We start from the raw sequence: 20033 nt of genomic DNA, 5'->3' as shown, positions 1-20033 counted from the left end.
GGTCGGGGGTGGGCTCGCTCATGGCATCACGATAGCGAGGGGCTGTTACGGCGCGCCGAGTCTTCCGTAGTCGGCGAGGGCCTTGGCGTCTTCGGCGTCGCGCAGCGCCCGCCGCGCGGCGTCCAGCGCCGCAACCGGGTCGGGGGCCTGCCGGGCCTGGGCGAGCTCGCGCTGCGATGAGGCGAGCCGCGATCGGGCGTCGGCACCGGCGGCGGAGTGAGCGACCGCGGCCTCGGCCTGCGCGACGGCTCCGCGTGCGGCGGCGAGTGTGCCCGGCAGCGCGGTGCGGGCACCGCGCAGGCGCTGCTGCGTCGTGCGGGCGTCACCGAGCGCCAGATCGAGTCGATCGCGCAGGCGTGCGACGCGATCGACTGTGAGGGTGGGATGCTGCGCCGCACCCGGCTCGAGGCGGGCGAGTTCGGCTGTGATCCCGCGCACCTCGTCGCCCAATCGCTCGGCGTCGGCCGGTGGAAGCTGCTCGCGGATGACCGCCGCCTGACGCAGCGCCGTGTGCGCCGCCTCGATCTCGCCCGGCGTCGCCTGGGCAGCCTGCGTCACGAGGCGATGCGACTCCTCGAGGATGCGGGCATCGGCCTCGGCTGCGCGCAGTGACCGCTCGGCGGCGGCGAGATCGGCCAGGGCGCTCTTCGACGGGTCGGCGGCCTTCATGGCCGCATCGGCGAGGTGACGCTCGGCGTCCGCGGTGGCCGTGATCGCGGCGCGTGCGGCGCGTGCGGCATCCTTCCACTCGTCCTCGGCGAAGCGGGCCGAGAGATCCGTGACGAGGGCGACCGGGTCGCCCATCGCGCCCCGCAGCTGCGCGAGCCGCTCGGTCGCCGAGGCGACCTGGTCGGCTGCCGAGACATTCGCCGACACCCACCTGTCGTGCTCGGCGCGTGCCCGCGAGATGGTCGCGAGGGCATCGGCTGCGCGGCGCTGGATCTCTGCCGACCGGCGGCGGAGATCGGTGGGGTGGACGTCGGGGGCGCTCACGGCGCGATACTCCTCGAAGGCGTCATCACGCACATGCTGGGCGGTCAGACGCGCTCGCCGCAGCGACGCCGGCGCGCCGCCGCCGTAGAGGGCGCCCGAGAGCGCGAGGTCGAGCTCGAGCTCGGCGACGGCGTCGTCGAGACGCACGAGGATCGCGCCCGCCTCGGACTTCGCCTGCTCGGCCGACGCCCGCGCGAGCGGCGATCGACGCGCCCGCCGCACCGCCCATGCCGTCACGGCGATCGCGAGAGCCGTCACGCCGAAGACCACGACGGCCGGGATCACCCACGCGAGCACCGCGGCGACGGTGTCAGCCATCGGCATCCTCGATGAGCAGGAGGCCGCGCAGTTGATCGACCGTGTCGACGGCGGCCGCGGCACCCTCGGACTCGTGAGGCCAGCTGAACCCCCAGCGCACGAAGATCACGGGAACGCCCTGGTCGGCGCCGCCTTCGACGTCGTGGTGGCGATCGCCGACGAGCACCGGACGAGAGGTGTCGACACCGGCGGCCGCGAGACGCCGGAGCGACTCGGCGACGATGTCGCTCTTCGCGCTCAGCGTGCGCTCATCGGGTGTCGCGCCGACGATCGCGGTGAGTGCGGGAGAGAGGTCGAAGTGATCCATGAGGGCGACGACCTGCACCTCGGGCTTGGAGCTCGCGGTCGCCTGCGGGATGCCGGCTGCCGCGACATCCAGGATCAGGTCGCCCACTCCATCGAAGAGCTTCGCGCCCGTGGTGTAGCCGTCGGCCCGCCCGAGCGTGCGATAGAACGCGACGGCCTCGGATGCCTCCGCCGGCGTCATGCCGACGTTCGCCTGGAACGACTCGAACATGGGCGGACCGATCCAGTGCACGAGCTCGGCGCGGGTCGGCGGCTGCTTGCCGAAGTGCTCGTGGGCGATCGTGAGGCGCCGGAGGATGCCGTCGGAGGCATCGACGATCGTGCCGTCGACGTCCCACAGCACACAGGTCCACGGCGATCGTCTCGGCATGGTGTCCAGCCTATTCCGGCCGGGCTCGCGGGTCTCTCAGAAGAGGCGGGGGGCGCCGGACTCGGTGCCCTTCATGCCCTCATAGTCCAGTGTCACGCAGCGGATGCCGCGGTCGGCGGCGAGCACCTTCGCCTGCGGCTTGATCTCCTGCGCGGCGAAGACGCCCGTCACAGGAGCGAGGTGCGGGTCGCGCCCGAGCAGCTCGAGGTAGCGCGTGAGCTGCTCGACGCCGTCGATGTCGCCGCGGCGCTTGACCTCGACCGCGATCGTGCCACCGGCCGGATCCCGCAGCAGCAGGTCGACGGGGCCGATCGCCGTGGGGAACTCGCGGCGCACGAGCGTGAGGTTCTCGCCGATCACGTCGACCTGTTCCGCGAGGAGGCGCTGCAGGTCGGCCTCGACGCCGTCCTTCTGCAGGCCCGGGTCGATCCCGAGTTCGTGAGACGAGTCGTGCAGCACCTCGTAGATGCGCACGAGCAGGGCGTCGCCGGTCTTGGCGTGGGTGACGCGCCAGTGCTCGCGCACGCCTGCGGCGAGGGAATCGGCATCCGGCTCCTCGACATCGAGTCGGCACGGCGGGCTCATCCAGTTGAGCGGCTTGTACGAGCCGCCGTCCGAGTGGACCAGCAGCGACCCGTCGCCCTTGTGGACGAGCAGGCGGGTGGCAAGCGGCAGGTGCGCGGTCAGTCGACCGGTGTAATCCACGGAGCAGCGGGCGATGACGAGACGCACCCGACGAGCCTAGCCCGACGCACAGCCCGCGAGACCGCGGTCTGTACAACGGCGCCCCGCGGTCATAGTGTGCGGACAGGGCAGACCCGGACCCGTGAGGGGAATCATGACCACGTCCGAAGCACGAGTGAGGACTGTCGCACCGCGGTGGTCCGTCCGGCGCGTCGCCGCGGCATCCGTCGCCGTTCTCCTCGGCATCGTCGGCGGGGTCGTCGGCGTTCCGTCGGCCGCGTTCGCCGACGGGCCCACCACGTTCTCGAACACGGCCGCGATCGCGATTCCCGCCACCGGATCGGCGAACCAGATCGGCCCGGCGAGCCCCTATCCGTCGTCCATCACCGTCTCGGGAATGGCCGGCGCCGTCACCACGGTGCAGGTGGTCTTCCACGGCGTCACCCACAGCATCCTCAATGACGTCGACGCGATGATCGTCGCTCCCTCGGGGGCGAACCTCGTGGTGCTCTCCGATGCCGCCGCCGAGGGCACATTCACCTTCGCGAACAATGCGACGCTCACCTTCGACGACGCCGCGGCCGCAGGGGTGCCGTCGAGCGGCAACGTGCCGACCGGGACCTACCGCCCGACGAACCCGACGGGAACGGACTCGTTCCCGGCGCCCGCGCCCGCTCCCTCGACGCAGACCACGCTCGCCGGGGCGTTCACCGGCATCAACCCGAACGGCACGTGGCAGCTGTACGTCGTCGACGACGCCACCGGCGATGTCGGTCAGATGGCCGGCGGGTGGAGCCTCGTGATCACGACCGAGGCGGCGGCCGCGGCAACGACGACGGTCGTCACGACCTCGGGGACTCCGTCGTCACCGGCGGACCTCGTGACCTTCACCGCCGTCGTCACCGCGAGCGGGGCCCCGGTCACCACCGGCACCGTCACCTTCGCGATCGACGGCGTACCGGCCGCGACCAACGTGGCTCTGAACGGCGCCGGCGTCGCCACCTTCACCACGGCGGTAGCGACCGAAGGAACGCACCTGGTCACGGCCACCTACTCGGGGGCGACCGGGTTCCTGACGAGCAACGGCAGCGTGACCCAACGGGTGGACAACGTCACCACCGTCAGCGGAAGCACCTTCTGCAACACCGGGGCGATCACCGTGCCGGCGGCCGGCACCAGCGGCACCAGCGGGCCGTACCCGTCGAACATCACGGTCCCGGCGGGGGTCCTCGGCGGCCCGGTCACGAAGGTCACGGTGACGCTCAACGGCCTCACGCACGCCGTGCCGGTCGACCTCGACGTGATGCTGTCCGGCCCCGTGCCGACGACGAACGTCGTCCTCATGAGCGACGTCGGAGGGACGGGCCCAGTGAGCGGCCTCACCGTCGTGTTCGACGACGACGCGGCCGGCACGGTGCCGACTCCGCTCACATCGGGGAGCTTCCGCCCGACAGACAGCGACGCGGATGCCGCGGACGCGGCCTTCCCGGCGCCGGCGCCGATCGCAAGCGCGGCGACGACGCTGTCGACCTTCGACGGCGCGACCGGCGAGGGCCAGTGGAGTCTGTGGGTCGTGGACGACGCCAACGGCGACTCGGGCTCGATCTCGGGCGGATGGTGCCTCACCATCGAAAGCCTGCAGCCGACCGTCACTTCGCTCACGTCATCGGTGAATCCGTCGACCGTCGGGCAGGCCGTGACCTTCACTGCGACGGTGACCGCCGGTGGCGCTGCGGTGACGAGCGGATCGGTCGCCTTCACCGGAGGTGCCACCTCTCTTGCCACCGTCGCGCTCGCGGCAGACGGCACCGCGACCTTCACGACGAGCGGACTGTCCGTGGGGTCGCATATGATCGCCGCCGCGTACACGGGCACCACGGCCTTCGCGGCGAGCGATGACGAGGTGACGCAGGTCGTCGACGCCGCGGCCACCAGCACGACGGTCACCTCGGACATGAACCCGTCGACGTTCGGCGAGACTGTCACCTTCACCGCGACGGTGACCGCCGGCGGTTCTCCGGTGACGAGCGGACCGGTCGTCTTCACCGAAGGTGCCACCCCTCTTGCCGTCGTGACCCTCGCCGCCGACGGCACCGCGACATTGACCACCAGCACGCTCACCGCCGGTTCGCACGCCATCACCGCGACGTTCTCCGGCACTCCTCAGTTCTCGGCATCCAGCGGCTCGCTGACCCAGGTGGTCGATGCCCCGGTGGTCGCGGACGCCGGCGGTCCCTACACCGTCGCCGAAGGAGCGAGCCTCACGCTCGACGGCACGGGCTCGACGCCTGGCGCGGTCTACGAGTGGGACATCGACGGCGACGGCGCCTTCGCCGACGCCACAGGGCCGACGCCCACGCTGACGTGGCTGGAGCTCGAAGCGCTCGGGATCGACGATGGACCGGCATCCCACACGGTGATTCTGCGCGTGACCCTCGACGGGGAGCAGTCCACCGACACCGCCCTGCTCGATGTCACCAACACCGCCCCCATCACGGTCGTCTCGGATGAGCGCACCGCGACCGTGGGCGAACCGTTCACCGTGAAAGTCGGGGCCGACGACCCGTCGGCGGCCGACATGGCGGCGATGTTCCTCTACACCGTCGACTGGGGCGACGGATCGCCGCTGCTGAGCGTGCCCGGTCCGGCGGACCCTCCCGTGACGCACACGTACGCGGCCCCGGGGACGTACGCTGCCGTTCTCACAGCGACAGACAAGGACGGCGGGGCAGGCGGGTCGGTGACGATCCAGGTCGTCACGACTGCGGCATCGACGCCCACGCCGACCCCGACCCCGACGCCCACTCCCACCCCGACGCCCACTCCCACCCCGACGCCCACTCCGACCCCGACGCCGATACCGACCCCGACGCCGATTCCGACTCCGACACCGCCGGACGACGACCTGCCGCCGACCGGCGTCGACCCGGCGCTGCCGCTCGTCACGGCGGGCCTCCTCCTGCTCGCCGGAACCGCGCTCGTCGCCCGCTCAGCGGTGCGGGTGCCCCGCGCCGACCGTGGAGCCGGCGATGGGCTTGGCCGCACCCGACGCGAGTCCTGACGCCACGGCCAGCGCGACGAGGATGTACAGCGTGTTGAGCAGGCCGACCTGCTCGCTGATGAATCCGAGCAGCGGCGGTCCGCACAGGAACGAGATGTAACCGATCGTCGCTGCGGCGCTCACGCGCGCGGCGGCCTTGAGCGGGTCGTCGGCGGCTGCCGACATGCCGAGCGGGAAGCCGAGCGAGACGCCCGCGCCCCACAGCGCGGCGCCGACGAAGACGAGCGGGATGCTGGGCGCGAGGATGAACAGCAGCAGGCCGCCGGCGGCGAGCACCGAGAGCACTCGCAGCGTCGCGACGCGGCCGAAACGGTCGACGAGCGGCCCGCCGAAGACGCGGACGACGGTCATGCTGACGGAGAACACCGTGAGCCCGAGGGCTCCGATCGCCGGCGTCGCACCGTGGCCTTCGACCATGCCGAGCGCGAGCCAGTCGTTGGCACCGCCCTCGGCGAAGGCCATACCGAGCATGATGACGCCGAGGGCGTAGGTGCGCGGCTCACGCCAGGCCTCGAGCGAGGTGTGCAGGCGCTCGCGCCAGTGGGCCTTCTCGCTCTCGTCGACCGGGTCCATCGCGATCTCGCGGGCCGGCACGTTGGCGTGGGTCCAGAAGGCGATCACGATGATGAGCACCGTCATGAACAGGGTGTGCAGCAGCACGTTGATCTGCATCGCCGCAGCCAGGGCGCCGATGCCGGCGCCGATCACCGTGCCGAAGCTGAAGAAGGCGTGGAACAGCGGCAGGATCGTCTTTCCGATCTGCTTCTCGATCGCCGCGCCCTCGACGTTCATCATGACGTCCACGGCGCCGTTGCCGAGGCCGAAGAGCACGAGGCCGGCGACCACAACGACGAACGACTGCGCGACGTCGGTGCCGATGCCGATGAGCGCCACGCCGAGGGCGAACACGATCATCGCCCCCAGCATCCCCGCGCGGGCGCCGAAGCGGGCGAGCACGACGTTGGCGAGCGAGAGGCCCAGGATCGAGGCGATCCCCGCGCCGAGGAGCATCAGGCCGATCTGGATGTTGTCGACGTTCAGCGCCTCTTTGATGGCGGGGACCCGCGACGCCCATGTCGCGATGCTGAGGCCGCTCGCGAGGAAGATCGCGAAGACCGCGGTGCGCCAGCGCACGAGCTGAGAGCGGGTGAGGACGAGTTCCATGACGGTCATGGTACCGAATCGATTCGAGCACTGTCGAATCGATTCGACGGACGCACGCTGCGAGCGGTAGCATCATGGCGTCATGAGCATGCGCCGAGCCACCATCGCCGACGTCGCGCGCGAGGCCGCCGTCTCGCCCTCGACCGCGTCGGTCGTCTTCAGCGGCAAGACGCCGGTGTCGGAGGCCACGCGACGCCGTGTGCTGGATGCCGCCGCAGCCCTCGGCTACACCGGCCCCGATCCGCGCGCGGCGTCGCTGCGCCGCGGCCGCTCGGGAATCGTCGGTGTCGTCTTCGAGGAGCACCTCGGCACGGCGTTCCTCGATCCGGTCAAGACACTCATGATGGACGGTCTCGCCGAAGGAGTCGCCCCGCTCGGCGCCGGGCTTCTTCTGCTCCGCGATCAGGAGCCGATCTCGAGCGGGTCGTCGCTGACGACGGCTCCTCTCGACGCCGCGGTTCTCATCGGCTGCAGCGGCCTGCTCCGCGAATCTCTGGACGCGGTCAGGGCGCGCGGCATCCCGGTCGTGGTCATCGAAGGGGATGCCGGAGCCGGCGTCCCCCGCATCGAGCTCGACAACCGCGAGGCCCAGCGCCAGGCGGCCAGTCACCTCGCGAGCCTCGGGCATGCGAAGGTCGCGATCGTGACCCTGCCCGCGCGCTCCGGGTGGGAGCGTGGATGGATCCTCGACGACACCGCCATCATGATCGACGTCACGCGCGAGCGCCTCGCCGGCGCTCACGATGTGTTCCCGGATGCCGTCGCCTACGCTGCCGCCGGCAGCTTCATCGACGAGGGGCTCGCCGCCGGTCGCGCGATCTTCGCCGACCACGCAGCACGCCCGACCGCCGTGATCGCCCAGAGCGACCTCCTCGCCGCCGGCGTCATCCGCGCCGCCGAAGAGGCGGGACTCCGCGTTCCCGAGGACGTCAGCGTCACCGGCTTCGACGGCATCGTCGTCGACGGCCTCGCGCCGTTCGTACTCACCACTCTCGTCCAGCCCGCGAGCGAGAAGGGCCGGGCGGCGGGTCAGGCCGTCGCCGCCATGCTGGAGGGCGCCGATGCGGCATCCCTCCGCTTCACGTGCACCTTCCGCGAGGGCAACACGACGGGCCCGGCGCCCGCCTGACCCAGCCCGTCGCGCCGGTAGGATGGGTGTCGACACCCTGATCGCCCGAGCCGCGCGCGCCTGCTTCGACCCGTCCAGCAGCGCCCGGCCGACGACCACGAGGAGGCCACTCGTTGCTCCTCCTCCTGTGCGCGTTCGCGGTGGTTCCGATCCTGCTGCCGTGGCTCGTCGCCCGCATCGGAGAGCGCGCGTTCTACATCGCCGCCGTGCTCCCGATCGCCGCGTTCGTCCACGCCGTGGTGCTCACCCCCGCGGTTCTCGCCGGCGACATCCCCTTCGAGACTTACGCCTGGATCCCGCCGCTCGGCATCGACCTGTCGATGCGGATGGACACCCTCTCGTGGCTGATGACCCTCGTGGTCACCGGCGTCGGGGCACTCGTGCTGCTGTACTGCCGCTGGTACTTCCGCGACAAGACCGAGGGGCTCGGCCAGTTCTCGGCGGTGCTGCTCGCCTTCGCAGGAGCGATGTACGGACTGGTCCTCACCGACGACCTCGTCGTGCTCGTGATGTTCTGGGAGATCACCAGCGTGCTGTCGTACCTGCTCATCGGGTACTACAACCGTCGCGCGGCCAGTCGTCGCGCGGCGCTCCAGGCGCTGCTGGTCACGACCCTCGGCGGACTCGTCATGCTGATCGGCGTGGTGCTGCTCGTCGTCGACACCGGCACCTCGAGCATCTCGACGATGCTGGCAGACGCTCCGACAGGCCCCGTCGTCGACGCGGCGCTGGTGCTCATCCTGGTCGGGGCGCTCAGCAAGTCCGCCATCTTCCCCTTCCACTTCTGGCTGCCCGGCGCCATGGCAGCCCCCACCCCGGTGAGCGCGTACCTCCACGCCGCGGCCATGGTTAAGGCCGGCATCTACCTCATCGCCCGCCTCGCTCCGGTGTTCGCGATCGCCCCCACCTGGCGCCCGATCGTCATCGGGCTCGGCGTGTTCACGATGCTGCTCGGCGGCTTCCAGGCCCTGCGCGAGACCGACCTCAAGCGCGTCCTCGCCTTCGGCACGGTGAGCCAGCTCGGACTCCTCACCGTCGTGCTGGGCTACGGCACGCGCGACGCCGCGCTCGCCGGCCTCGCGCTGCTGCTCAGCCACGCGCTGTTCAAGTCCGCCCTCTTCCTCGTCGTCGGCGTGATCGACCGCCAGCTCTCCACGCGCGACATCGGCGAGCTCAGCGGCGTCGGGCGCCAGGCGCCCGTGATGGCGACGTTCTCGATCATCGCTGTCGCCTCGATGGTCGGCGTGATCCCGACCCTCGGCTTCGTCGCGAAGGAGGGGGCGCTCACCGCCCTCCTGCATGAGGCGGCCGGCGGTGCGCCCTGGGGCATCGTCGCCTTCGCGGGGGTCGTGCTCGGGTCGGTGCTCACGGCCGCGTACGGCCTGCGGTTCATCTGGGGCGCGTTCTGGACGAAGAAGGATGCCGACGGCACGGCGCTTGCGCGCACCGAGTGGCCCGACCCGCCGATCGGCTTCCTCGGCGCTCCGGTCGTGCTGGCCGGCCTCACCGCGATCGCCGGGTTCGCGGCATCCGCCCTCGACGTCGCCTTCGCGGGGTATGCCGACCTCGCCCCCGCATCGACGCCGGGAGTCGCCGCTCCCGAGCAACCGGCGCATCTCGCGCTCTGGCACGGACTCGAGCCGGCGCTGTGGATCTCGCTCGGCTCGATCGCCATCGGCGCCGTCCTGTTCGCGGTCACGCGGCGGCCGGTGCTGGCCCGGCGCCTCATCCCGTTCACCGCGCCCGAGGTGTACAACGCGGTGCTCCGCGGCATCGCACGGCTGTCGGTGATCACCACGAGCTTCACCCAGCGCGGGTCGCTGCCCGTCTACGTCGGCACGATCTTCGTGGTCTTCGTCGCAGCCGAGGGCACGGCGCTGCTCGCGGGCGACGAATGGCGAGCGCAGCTGGACGCGTTCCAGACGCCGATGCAGCTCGTGGTGGCCCCGATCATGATCGCGGCCGGGCTCGTCGCGGTGCGCGCACAGAAGCGGTATACGGGCGTCGTGCTGGTGTCGGTGACCGGTCTCGGCATGGTGCTGCTGTTCGCGACGAGCGGCGCGCCCGACCTCGCCCTCACGCAGATCCTCGTCGAGACCGTCACGCTCGTCGCGTTCGCGCTGGTGCTGCGACGCATTCCGTCCCGCATGGGCGAGCACAACGCCTCGGTGTGGCCGGTGGCGCGCGCCGTGCTGGGCGCCGCGGTCGGCGTGACGATGGCGATGGTGGCCCTCGTGGCGACGGCCGCGCGCACCGCCCGACCGATCTCGGAGCGGTTCCCCGAGCTCGCGTACGAGCTCGGCCACGGCAAGAACGTGGTCAACGTCGCGCTGGTCGACCTCCGTGGCTGGGACACGATGGGCGAGCTGTCGGTGCTGATCCTCGCCGCGACAGGCGTCGCCTCGCTCGTGTTCGTCACGCACCGGTCCGACACGCTGTCGCGCTCGATCCAGCCGCTGCCGACCGCCGCGACCCGCACGCGCCGCCCGCTCGTCGAGACGGCCGAGGGTGTGAAGCCGCGCGCCGAGGCGCCGGACTCGGGCCGCATGGCGTGGCTCGTCGGCGGCCAGAAGGTGCGTCCCGAGAACCGCTCGATCATGCTCGAGGTGGTCGTGCGGATCCTCTTCCACACGATCATCGTCGTCTCGCTCTACCTGCTGCTCGCCGGGCACAATCTTCCCGGCGGCGGCTTCGCGGGCGGACTCGTCGCCGGCATGGCGCTCGTCATGCGCTACGTCGCCGGCGGCCCGTACGAGCTCGGCGCCGCCGCGCCGACGGATGCCGGGCGCCTTCTCGGCGTCGGCATGACGATCGCGGTGGCGTGCGCGATCGTGCCGATGTTCTTCGGTGCCGCGCCATTGACGAGCGCGTGGTTCGAGGCCGAGATCCCCGTCATCGGCCACATCGAGTTCGTGACCTCCACGCTGTTCGACATCGGCGTCTACCTCGTCGTCATCGGCCTCGTGCTCGACGTGCTCCGCAGCCTCGGGGCCGAGGTCGACCGCCAGTCGAACGAGGCGCGCGACGACCGGCGAGCGGGGGTGAGCCGCTGATGGATGTCTCACTCGTCCTCATCATCGTGATGGCGGTCCTGTTCGCGTGCGGCGTCTACGCCATGCTCGAGCGCAGCCTCACCCGCGTGCTCATCGGGTTCCTGCTGCTGGGAAACGCTACGAATCTGCTGCTGCTGATCGTCATGGGACAGCCCGGCATCGCGCCGTTCTTCGGTGCGGCGGCGACGACCGACGAGATGAGCGACCCGCTGCCGCAGGCGCTCACGCTCACCGCGATCGTCATCACCTTCGCCGTGTCGGCGTTCCTCCTCGCCCTCATCTATCGCTCGTGGCAGCTGGGTCAGGCCGACACCGTCGAGGACGACGAGGCCGACCTCGCCGTCCGCGGCCGTGCCGCCGAGACGGAAGGGGCGATGGACGAGGAGACCGGCATCGAAGACGAGGACGACGACGCGACCACCGACTTCGTCGGCCTCGACACGTCGCCGATCACGGTGCTCGGCAGCCGCGACGTTGCCGCCCTTCGCGACGACGCGCCCGTGGACCGGCCGGAGCGCCCGACCCGCCCGACCCGCCCGACCCCGCGCGATCAGGACGGCGGTGACGACGCGTGAGAGAACTCGCCCCCGCCCTCGTGCCGCTGCTGGTCACGCTGCCGCTGCTCGGCGCCGCGATCGCCCTCATCGCCGGGCGCCACCGCCGCACGCAGGTCGTCGTCTCGGTGTTGACCCTCACCGTCGTCTCGGTGATCGCCGCGATCCTCCTCGCCGTCGTCGACGGCGGCGATCAGGCGATCGCGGTGTCGGTCGGGGGCTGGCCGATCCCGTTCGGCATCGTGCTCTACGTCGACCGGCTGGCATCGCTCCTGGTGCTCGTCTCGAGCATCGTGCTGCTCGCGGTGCTCCTCTTCTCGGTCGGCCAGGGCGCCGCCGACGGCGACGACGAGACGCCGGTCTCGATCTTCCACCCCTCGTACCTGATCCTCGCGGCGGGGATCTTCACGGCCTTCATCGCGGGCGACCTGTTCAACCTCTACGTGGGATTCGAGATCCTGCTCGTCGCCTCGTATGTGCTCATCACGCTCGGCTCGACCGAGTCGCGCATCCGCACCGGCGTCGTCTACATCGTCGTCTCGCTCGTGTCGTCGATCCTCTTCCTCGCCGCGATCGCGATGATCTACGGGGCGCTCGGCACCGTCAACATGGTGCAGATCTCGGAGCGGATGGGCGAGCTCCCCCAGCAGACCCAGCTCGTGCTGCACCTCATGCTGCTGCTCGCCTTCAGCATCAAGGCCGCGGTCTTCCCGCTGTCGTTCTGGCTGCCCGACTCGTACCCGACCGCGCCGGCGCCGGTCACGGCCGTGTTCGCGGGCCTTCTGACCAAGGTCGGCGTCTACGCGATCATCCGCACCGAGACCGAGATGTTCCTCGACAACGACGTCAACCAGCTGCTGCTGTGGGTGGCGCTCGCGACGATGATCGTGGGGGTGCTCGGCGCTGTCGCGCAGGCCGAGCTCAAGCGGATCCTCTCGTTCACGCTCGTGAGCCACGTCGGATACATGATCTTCGGACTCGCGATCGCGACTCCCGCGGCGATCGGCGCGACGATCTACTACATGATCCACCACATCGTGGTGCAGACGACCCTCTTCCTCGCCGTCGGCCTCATCGAGCGCCGCGCGGGCAGCACCTCGATTCTGCGGGTCAAAGGCCTCATGCGCGCGGCACCCGTGATCGCGGTGCTCTACTTCATTCCGGCCGTGAACCTCGGGGGGCTCCCGCCGTTCTCCGGCTTCATCGGCAAGTTCGCCCTGTTCGATGCGGCGGCCGAGGTCGGCACGCCCCTCATGATCGTGCTGATCGTCGGCGGCATCGTGACGAGCCTGCTGACCCTCTACGCGCTCATGCGTGCGTGGAACCTCGCGTTCTGGCGCGAGGAGGACGACTCGGCCGAGACCGAGGCGCGCATCTCGTACCTCGGCGCCTCGCCCTCGGGCGTGCAGACCGAGCGCCGCGTGATCCCGAAGATCATGACGGCGGCGACCACCGGGATGGTGGCGATCACCGTCGCGCTGACGCTGTTCGCCGGTCCGCTGTACGACGTCTGCGCCCGGATCGGCGCGTCCCTCCTCGAACCGGTCACCCTCGGGCAGCTCCAAGAGCAGCACGACGTGAGCACCGGCGGCGACGAGAAGGAGGTGCAGCCGTGACCGGGAAGCGATCGCTCCTCGAGCAGCTCTGGCGGCAGCTGCCCTTCTTCGTGTGGCTCATCGCCCTGTGGATGCTGCTGTGGGGCCAGTTCACGTGGCTCGCGTTCCTCACGGGACTGGCCGCCGCCGTGCTGGTCACGCGCGTCTTCCGCCTCCCCCCGGTCGAGCTCTCCGGCCGCGTCAACGCGTGGTACGGCGCGGTCTTCATCATCGAATTCCTCGCGGCCGTCGTGGTCGGATCCCTCACGGTCGTCTGGCAGGTGCTCGACTTCCGCCGTCAGCCCGGGGCGGCGATCATCGCGGTGCCGCTCGTCACCGACGACGACCTCATCATGACGCACACGGCCGTCACGGCATCCCTCATCCCGGGCTCGCTCATCGTCGACGCCGACCGGGATCGCAGCATCCTGTATCTGCACGTCATCGGCGTGCGCAGTGCCCGTGACGTCGAGAGGCAGCGCGAGAGCGTGCAGCGCTGGGAGCGCCGGATCGTCATGGCGGTCGGCTCGCGGGCGCAGGTCGAAGCCGTGCGCGCGGCAGCCCCCCTTCGCACCGCGGGAGGTGCCGCGTGAACGCCCTGCTCATCGTGATCTACGTCGTGTTCGCGGTCGCTGCGCTCCTGACCCTTGTGCGCATCGTCATCGGCCCGTCGATCCTCGACCGCGCGGTCGCCTCCGACGTGCTGCTGACCGAGGTGATGTGCGTGCTCGGGGCCGAGATGGCGATCAATCAGCACACACGCACGCTCCCGGTGCTGCTGATCATCGCCGCCGTCGGCGTGTTCGGCTCGATCTCCATCGCCCGCTTCGTCGCACGGAAGGACAACGCGCCCGGATGAACGCCTTCGACGCATGGATGGATGCCGCCGCCCTCGTGCTGATCCTGATCGGCGCGCTGTTGTGCCTCACCGCCGCGATCGGCTTGCTGCGCTTCCGCGACGTGCCCACGCGCCTGCACGCGGCGACCAAGCCGCAGGTGCTCGGGCTGATCCTCATCTGCCTCGCCGTCGCGTTGTCGCTGCGCTCGTGGCCGGTCGTCGCCTTCCTCGTGCCGATCGTGCTGATCCAGCTCGCCACCGCGCCGCTGTCGGCGCACATGGTCGGCCGGCAGGCGTACCGCAACGGAACGATCGACGAGTCCGAGCTCTTCGTCGACGAACTCGCCGAGTCGCAGCGCACTCCGCCCGCTGCCGGCGGCTGACCGGAGACCGATCAGCCGCCGACGAGAATCAGCCGGCCGGGACGAGCGTCAGCGTGTTGGTCGTCGCGGCATCGACCGCCGACCGCGAGAACGCCCACGGCGTCATCTCGGCCTTCTGCCACGTCTCGACCTGGTCGATGTAGTTCGTGTGGAACGCGTGGCCGCTCGTGCCGGTGAGGTGGTTCCACGTCGACGCGTCGAGGTCGGCGAGGTCGACGACCATGCGCATCGACGGCACGGTCACGGTCGCGAAGCCCTCGCCCATCGACCAACCGGTGGCGTTGGCCACCGACGACCCGCCGCCGACCGCGTACGGGCCGCGGTTGAAGAGCATCTCGATCGGGGCGATGCCCGATGACCCGAACGTGTCGCTGACGAGTTCGAGAGCGTGGAGCGAACCCCAGTTCCACCGCGACGGGTTGTCGCCCTGCAGGTCGACGAGCTTCTCGTACGCGGCGACGGCGGTGTGCTCGAGCATCGCCGCCTGGCCGTCGACGCCCAGGCTCTCGTTGGTCCACCACGGCGACTGCGGGTCATCGAGCAGTCCGTCGACGACGAGGAAGAGGCGCCCCTGGTCGGTGAGGGGGGCGGGGTTCTCGCGGCCGGTCTCGAAGAGCGCGTAGGCGAGCTCGCTCCACAGCACGTTCGCGTAGGCGGCCGCAGCCGAGTCGGCATTGTTCTGGGCGTCCCAGTGCCGCAGCAGGTCGAGGGCGGCATCCGCTCCGTCGTCGCCGGTGACGATGTCGACATACGCGGCCGAGAGGCGCTTGCCCATGAAGAACTCGTTGTCGGCCTGGATGTCGCGCATGTCCTGCGTCGTGAGCGGGCCGTTCGCCGCGCGTCGCTCGATCATGTCGACGATGCGCGCGGCACGCCAGCCCTGATCCCAGTCGCGCGTGAGGAAGTGGGGGTACTCCTCGCCGACGACCGCGTTGTTCGCGGTGACGATGTAGCCCTCGTCGGGGTTGTACGCGACCGGCAGCTCTTCGAACGGGATGTAGCCCTGCCACGCGTACGACGAGTCCCACCCCGGCTGCGGCATCGAGCCGTCGGCGGCGCCCCGCATCGGGAGCGATCCCGGCGTCTGGTAGCCGATGTTGCCGTCGACGTCGGCGTAGATGAGGTTCTGCGCGGGCACGTTGAACAGGGCAGCCGCCCCGCGGAAGTCGTCGAAGTCCTGCGCGACGTTGAGCGCGAAGATCGCAGCCGCCGTCGTGCCGGGCTCGAGCGCGGTCCACCGCAGGCTCACCGCGTACTCGCCGACAGGGTCGCCGACCGGCGCCTCGACGAAGCCGCCGGTGCCGGTGTAGGGCTCGGTCGCGATCGCGGTGAAGTCATCGGTCAGACCCGAGACGATCGGTCCGTTGACGGTCGAGCGGATGACGAGTTCGACATCGTCGCCGCCCGCGATCTTCAGCGTCTCGGTGCGCTCCTCGAGCGGCACGAGCAAGCCGTCGTACCAGTAGCTCGAGCCGTCGATCTTCTCGAGGTAGAGGTCGGTGACGTCGGTGGTGAGGTTGGTGAACCCCCACGCGACGCGGGCGTTGTGGCCGATGATGACGCCGGGGACTCCTGAGAAGCTGAATCCCGAGACGTCGAACGGGCAGTCCGCGGTGACCGCGTCGCACCGCAGCCCCACCTGGTGCCACACGCTCGGCAGCGACGCGCCCAGGTGCGGGTCGTTGGCGAGCAGCGGCATGCCCGACTCGGTGAGGTCGCCCGAGACGACCCACGAGTTCGACCCGATGCCTTCACCGGCCCCGCCGACGAGAGCACCCACGGCCTCGATGACGCCGTCGACCTCACTCCATTCGATGGCGGCGGTCGCGGCATCCGCTTCGCCGTCGTCCTGCCGTGACGCGACCGTGCCGACGGCGGGCACCTCGGTGATCGACGGGACGATCACCGGGTTCCGGTCGAACGGGTAGGTCGGGTAGAGCTCGGCCATCTCGTCGGAGGTGTAGTCGGCGGCGACGATCGCGCGCTCGGTCTCCTCCTCGATGTTCGAGCGGAGGTCCCAGGCCATCGCCTTCAGCCACGCGACCGAGTCGGCCGGGGTCCACGGCTCGATCTCGTAGTCGTCGTTCTGCAGGCCCAGGATCGCGTACTCGAGCGAGACGTCGGCGCCGTCGTGCTCCGCGAGATACGCGTTCACGCCCTCGGCGTAGCTGTCGTAGTACGAGCGGGTCGCCTCGTCGAGCGCCTCGACCTCTTGCTCGGCGATCTCGCGCCAGCCGAGGGTCCGCAGGAACTTGTCGGTCTCGAGCTGCGACTCGCCGAACAGCTCGGAGAGTCGGCCACCGGTGACATGCCGGCGGAAGTCCATCTCCCAGAAACGGTCCTGCGCGTGCACGTAACCCTGCGCGTAGAAGAGATCGTCGGTGCGGCTCGCGGTGATGGTCGGGATGCCGAGGGCATCGCGCTGGACCGTGACCTCGTCACCGAGCCCGGGGGCTGCGACCGTGCCGTCGAGCTGCGGGAACGAGCGCTGGATCGTGTAGACCACGAAGCCGGTGGCGATGAGGGCGAGCACGACGACACCGGCGACGATGCTGTACAGCGTGATGCCGATCGTGCGGCCGACCGAACGACGCCTCGGGGCCTGTTCGTCGGGCGCGTTGAGAGGAGAGGCCGGGGAGGGCTTCGACATTGAAGAGATCTTTCGGATGGTCGGGCTCGACGCAGTGCCGGGCACTGCGAGCCGGAGTGCCGCGCTTTCGGGTCGCGCACACCGTCAGGCATCGTAACCCGGGGGCGTAGCGCTAACGAATCCTGCTCGCTTTTCGCCCACCCACCGGGCCTTGTGGGCGTCGAGGAGACCGTGATAGACCGGGACGTATCCATTACTCGACTGGGGAGAGTAACCATGATGACCATGCCCATTTCACGCCGGATCGCCGCGTTCGCCGGCGCCACGGCCCTCGCGGCAGTCGCCGTTCTCGGTGCCGCGTCGCCTGCGTTCGCGACCAAGCCCGCGAGCGACGGCGAGCACAAGGTGCCGTACTGCCACGCCACGCACAGCGAGAAGAACCCGTACGTCTTCATCGAGACCGACAAGATCGCGGTGGTCCGGGCGCACAACAAGCACCAGGACCTCGAGGACCACTACCCGAGCTTCGTCTACCTCGACACCGACGGCGTCGAGAAGTTCTTCGAGGGTCGCGGCGACGGTCAGTTCGCCGAGAACGGCTGCGTCGGCGAACCCGGCGGCGGGATCGGCTGAGTCTCAGCCGCCCGACGAGAGCCCCGAGGACTCAGTCGCTGCCGAAGTCGAACGCGGCGCCCTCGGACGCCTCATCGACGGCATCGGCCAGCTGTTCGCGCGCCTGATCGTACGGTTGCGCGTGCTCTGTGATCTCGTCGGCCTCGCCCGCGGTGACGCGGCCGACGAGGTCGCCCGCTGCGCCGCCGATGATGCCCTGGGCGGCGTACTGCTCGAGCCGCGCGCGCGAGTCGGCGATGTCGAGGTTGCGCATCGTCAGCTGGCCGATGCGGTCGGTCGGACCGAAGGCCGCGTCGCCGACGCGCTCCATCGAGAGCTTCTCGGGCGAGTACGACAGGTGCGGCGCGGTCGTGTCGAGGATCGTGTAGTCCTCGCCGCGGCGGAGTCGCAGGGTAACCGTGCCCGAGATCGATGAGCCCACCCACTTCTGGATCGACTCGCGCAGCATGAGCGACTGCGGCTCGAGCCAGCGGCCCTCGTACATGAGACGCCCCAGGCGGCGACCCTGCTCGTGGTACGTCGCGAGAGTGTCTTCGTTCAGGATGCCGTTGAGGAGGCGCTCGTAGGCGATGAACAGCAGCGCCATGCCCGGAGCCTCGTAGATGCCGCGGGACTTCGCCTCGATGATGCGGTTCTCGATCTGATCGCTCATCCCGAGACCGTGGCGCCCGCCGATGCGGTTCGCCTCGAACACGAGGGCCACGGGGTCGGAGAACTCCACGCCGTTGAGGGCGACCGGGCGGCCGGCCTCGAACGTGACGGTGACGTCTTCGCTCGCGATCTCGACCGCGGGATCCCAGAACCGAACGCCCATGATCGGCTCGACGGTCTCGAGCGACACGTCGAGGTGCTCGAGGGTCTTGGCCTCGTGCGTCGCACCCCAGATGTTGGCGTCGGTGGAGTAGGCCTTCTCAGCCGAGTCGCGGTAGGGGAAGCCGTGCGCGACGAGCCACTCGCTCATCTCCTGGCGACCGCCGAGCTCGGTGACGAAGTCGGCGTCGAGCCACGGTTTGTAGATGCGCAGCGCGGGGTTGGCGAGGAGCCCATAGCGGTAGAACCGCTCGATGTCGTTCCCCTTGTAGGTCGAGCCGTCGCCCCAGATGTCGACGCCGTCGTCCTTCATGGCGCGGACGAGGAGCGTGCCGGTGACGGCCCGCCCGATGGGCGTCGTGTTGAAGTAGGTGCGCCCGCCGGAGCGGATGTGGAAGGCGCCGCACGCGAGGGCGCCGAAGCCCTCCTCGACGAGGGCGGGCTTGCAGTCGACGAGGCGTGAGAGCTCGGCGCCGTAGTGCAGCGCACGCTCGGGGATCGAGGCGATGTCGTCTTCGTCGGGCTGACCGAGGTCGCCGGTGTAGGTGCACGGCACGGCGCCCTTGTCGCGCATCCACGCGACAGCCACAGAGGTGTCCAGCCCCCCCGAGAAGGCGATTCCGACGCGTTCGCCGACGGGCAGGGACTGAAGGACCTTCGACATGCCCTCAAGTGTAGTGACGGGCGCCAGGGCGGCCCGCCGGGTGTCAGACGGGGACCGCGTCGACGGCCGGGGCGGAGTCGTTGCGGGCGGCGGCGCGCCTCTCGCGGAACCGGCCGATCGCGATGATGATCGCGCCGATCGCGAGGAACCCGGCCGTCATCGCGGCGAGGTAGGTGAACGCAGAGGCGTACCCGCCGTCGCCGTGCGGGTCGAGGAAGGGGTACGGATACCACCACGGGTTGCTGCCGTCGGGGTTGGGGACCAGTTCGCCGCGGATCATCGTGTACGCCGCCCACGTGAGCGGGTACGCCGCGATCACGATGAGCGACCGCCACGGCAGCCCCCGGCGCCGGGGCGCGAACAGCAGATCGAGCAGGAAATAGATCGGCATCACCACGTGGAGGATCTCGACCGCCCACGAGTCGAAGAACGCGATCATCGGGGGGTCGGTCAGCGCGATGCCGCTCGGCGGATCGCGGAGGAGGACGTTGTAGACCACACCGAGGAGGAAGATCGGCACGGTCACGGCCGCGAGGCCGAGGGCGATGAGGCCCGGTTCGGGCGAGGTTCCGGGATGCCGCAGTGACCAGATTCCGGCGGCGAGGAGCACCGTGACGCTGAGGAGGGTCGTGAGGATCGTGAAGAGGCTGAAGAAGTTCGCCAGCACGAGCCCGAGATCCCACCCCTCGCGCTGAGCCCTGTCGACATTGACGATGAAGCCGGCGACGACACCCGAGAAGGCGACGATCGCGGCGGCGATCCGGAGCCAAGACCAGAGCATGACAACCCCTTTCGATCGGTGGTGCCAGCCGCCTGCCCCGGGCGACTGCGACGGCGGATCCGTCGACTTCGTTGAGCACAGTGTGGACCCGTGTGATACCTGAACGC

Annotated in this window: 16 protein-coding genes; 9 read left to right on the top strand and 7 right to left on the bottom strand. The window is 70.2% G+C overall.

The features are described from left to right. Positions 1 to 45: 45 nt before the first annotated feature. Genes FFS15_RS15505 through nucS form a run of 3 tightly spaced genes read right to left on the bottom strand, consistent with a single transcriptional unit; the run spans position 46 to position 2719 of the window. Positions 46 to 1311, bottom strand: coding sequence for a hypothetical protein (locus FFS15_RS15505; protein ID WP_249354116.1), 1266 nt, complete (start codon positions 1309 to 1311; stop codon positions 46 to 48). Further along, on the bottom strand, positions 1304 to 1987 hold the full coding sequence (locus FFS15_RS15500) for an HAD hydrolase-like protein (protein ID WP_137845948.1): 684 nt from the start codon (positions 1985 to 1987) through the stop codon (positions 1304 to 1306). Before FFS15_RS15500 ends, FFS15_RS15505 begins: the two co-directional genes overlap by 8 nt. A gap of 36 nt (positions 1988 to 2023) precedes the next feature. Next, positions 2024 to 2719, bottom strand: coding sequence for an endonuclease NucS (gene nucS, locus FFS15_RS15495; RefSeq protein WP_137845947.1), 696 nt, complete (start codon positions 2717 to 2719; stop codon positions 2024 to 2026). A gap of 106 nt (positions 2720 to 2825) precedes the next feature. On the opposite strand from nucS, the gene FFS15_RS15490 reads away from it, so the two are divergent. Further along, on the top strand, positions 2826 to 5732 hold the full coding sequence (locus FFS15_RS15490) for an Ig-like domain repeat protein (RefSeq protein WP_137845946.1): 2907 nt from the start codon (positions 2826 to 2828) through the stop codon (positions 5730 to 5732). Here the strand turns inward: FFS15_RS15490 and FFS15_RS15485 are convergent. Continuing rightward, positions 5661 to 6896 carry an MFS transporter gene (locus FFS15_RS15485; protein ID WP_137845945.1) on the bottom strand — a complete coding sequence of 412 codons (1236 nt, stop codon included), beginning with the start codon at positions 6894 to 6896 and terminating at the stop codon, positions 5661 to 5663. The two genes, FFS15_RS15490 and FFS15_RS15485, sit on opposite strands and share 72 nt — an antisense overlap. Positions 6897 to 6978: 82 nt before the next feature. Between FFS15_RS15485 and FFS15_RS15480 the strand changes: the two genes are divergently transcribed. The 7 genes from FFS15_RS15480 to mnhG all read left to right on the top strand — a co-directional run bounded on the left by FFS15_RS15480 (position 6979) and on the right by mnhG (position 14448). Beyond that, positions 6979 to 8025 carry a substrate-binding domain-containing protein gene (locus tag FFS15_RS15480; RefSeq protein WP_137845944.1) on the top strand — a complete coding sequence of 349 codons (1047 nt, stop codon included), beginning with the start codon at positions 6979 to 6981 and terminating at the stop codon, positions 8023 to 8025. A gap of 113 nt (positions 8026 to 8138) precedes the next feature. Next, entirely contained in the window at positions 8139 to 11078 is a 2940-nt protein-coding gene (locus tag FFS15_RS15475; protein ID WP_137845943.1) for a Na+/H+ antiporter subunit A, read from the top strand. Beyond that, a complete protein-coding gene (locus FFS15_RS15470; protein WP_137845942.1) occupies positions 11078 to 11653 on the top strand; it encodes a Na(+)/H(+) antiporter subunit C in 576 nt (191 codons plus the stop codon). The genes FFS15_RS15475 and FFS15_RS15470 overlap by 1 nt, the downstream gene beginning before the upstream one ends. Beyond that, positions 11650 to 13248, top strand: a complete 1599-nt coding sequence (locus FFS15_RS15465) for a Na+/H+ antiporter subunit D (RefSeq protein ID WP_137845941.1) — start codon at positions 11650 to 11652, stop codon at positions 13246 to 13248. Before FFS15_RS15470 ends, FFS15_RS15465 begins: the two co-directional genes overlap by 4 nt. Beyond that, positions 13245 to 13820, top strand: a complete 576-nt coding sequence (locus tag FFS15_RS15460) for a Na+/H+ antiporter subunit E (protein WP_249354114.1) — start codon at positions 13245 to 13247, stop codon at positions 13818 to 13820. The genes FFS15_RS15465 and FFS15_RS15460 overlap by 4 nt, the downstream gene beginning before the upstream one ends. Continuing rightward, positions 13817 to 14086 (top strand): monovalent cation/H+ antiporter complex subunit F, encoded by a 270-nt coding sequence (locus FFS15_RS15455; protein WP_137845940.1) that lies wholly within the window; start codon positions 13817 to 13819, stop codon positions 14084 to 14086. Before FFS15_RS15460 ends, FFS15_RS15455 begins: the two co-directional genes overlap by 4 nt. Continuing rightward, positions 14083 to 14448: a monovalent cation/H(+) antiporter subunit G gene (mnhG, locus tag FFS15_RS15450; protein ID WP_249354112.1), complete on the top strand. Its 366-nt coding sequence runs from the start codon at positions 14083 to 14085 to the stop codon at positions 14446 to 14448. Before FFS15_RS15455 ends, mnhG begins: the two co-directional genes overlap by 4 nt. A 28-nt stretch (positions 14449 to 14476) precedes the next feature. Here mnhG and FFS15_RS15445 read toward each other — a convergent pair whose 3' ends face one another. After that, entirely contained in the window at positions 14477 to 17098 is a 2622-nt protein-coding gene (locus FFS15_RS15445; RefSeq protein WP_137845939.1) for a penicillin acylase family protein, read from the bottom strand. A gap of 225 nt (positions 17099 to 17323) precedes the next feature. Between FFS15_RS15445 and FFS15_RS15440 the strand changes: the two genes are divergently transcribed. Further along, positions 17324 to 17671 carry a hypothetical protein gene (locus FFS15_RS15440; RefSeq protein WP_137845938.1) on the top strand — a complete coding sequence of 116 codons (348 nt, stop codon included), beginning with the start codon at positions 17324 to 17326 and terminating at the stop codon, positions 17669 to 17671. Between the two features lie 31 nt (positions 17672 to 17702). Here FFS15_RS15440 and argG read toward each other — a convergent pair whose 3' ends face one another. Together argG and FFS15_RS15430 are read right to left on the bottom strand one after the other, a co-directional pair. Next, positions 17703 to 19145 (bottom strand): argininosuccinate synthase, encoded by a 1443-nt coding sequence (argG, locus tag FFS15_RS15435; RefSeq protein WP_137845937.1) that lies wholly within the window; start codon positions 19143 to 19145, stop codon positions 17703 to 17705. 43 nt (positions 19146 to 19188) lie between these two features. Continuing rightward, positions 19189 to 19926: a Pr6Pr family membrane protein gene (locus FFS15_RS15430; RefSeq protein WP_137845936.1), complete on the bottom strand. Its 738-nt coding sequence runs from the start codon at positions 19924 to 19926 to the stop codon at positions 19189 to 19191. Between the last annotated feature and the right edge of the window lie 107 nt (positions 19927 to 20033).

The sequence above is a fragment of the Microbacterium sp. 2FI genome (assembly GCF_005502885.1).
Lineage (GTDB): Bacteria > Actinomycetota > Actinomycetes > Actinomycetales > Microbacteriaceae > Microbacterium.
This window is presented reverse-complemented; position numbering and strand designations above follow the sequence as displayed.

Coding starts and splice junctions, on each gene's coding strand:
- FFS15_RS15445 (WP_137845939.1), bottom strand. CDS start 17,098: ATGTCGAAGCCCTCCCCGGCCTCTCCTCTCAACGCGCCCGACGAACAG.
- argG (WP_137845937.1), bottom strand. CDS start 19,145: ATGTCGAAGGTCCTTCAGTCCCTGCCCGTCGGCGAACGCGTCGGAATC.
- FFS15_RS15470 (WP_137845942.1), top strand. CDS start 11,078: ATGGATGTCTCACTCGTCCTCATCATCGTGATGGCGGTCCTGTTCGCG.
- FFS15_RS15480 (WP_137845944.1), top strand. CDS start 6,979: ATGAGCATGCGCCGAGCCACCATCGCCGACGTCGCGCGCGAGGCCGCC.
- FFS15_RS15440 (WP_137845938.1), top strand. CDS start 17,324: ATGCCCATTTCACGCCGGATCGCCGCGTTCGCCGGCGCCACGGCCCTC.
- FFS15_RS15490 (WP_137845946.1), top strand. CDS start 2,826: ATGACCACGTCCGAAGCACGAGTGAGGACTGTCGCACCGCGGTGGTCC.
- FFS15_RS15485 (WP_137845945.1), bottom strand. CDS start 6,896: ATGGAACTCGTCCTCACCCGCTCTCAGCTCGTGCGCTGGCGCACCGCG.
- FFS15_RS15430 (WP_137845936.1), bottom strand. CDS start 19,926: ATGCTCTGGTCTTGGCTCCGGATCGCCGCCGCGATCGTCGCCTTCTCG.
- mnhG (WP_249354112.1), top strand. CDS start 14,083: ATGAACGCCTTCGACGCATGGATGGATGCCGCCGCCCTCGTGCTGATC.
- FFS15_RS15505 (WP_249354116.1), bottom strand. CDS start 1,311: ATGGCTGACACCGTCGCCGCGGTGCTCGCGTGGGTGATCCCGGCCGTC.
- FFS15_RS15500 (WP_137845948.1), bottom strand. CDS start 1,987: ATGCCGAGACGATCGCCGTGGACCTGTGTGCTGTGGGACGTCGACGGC.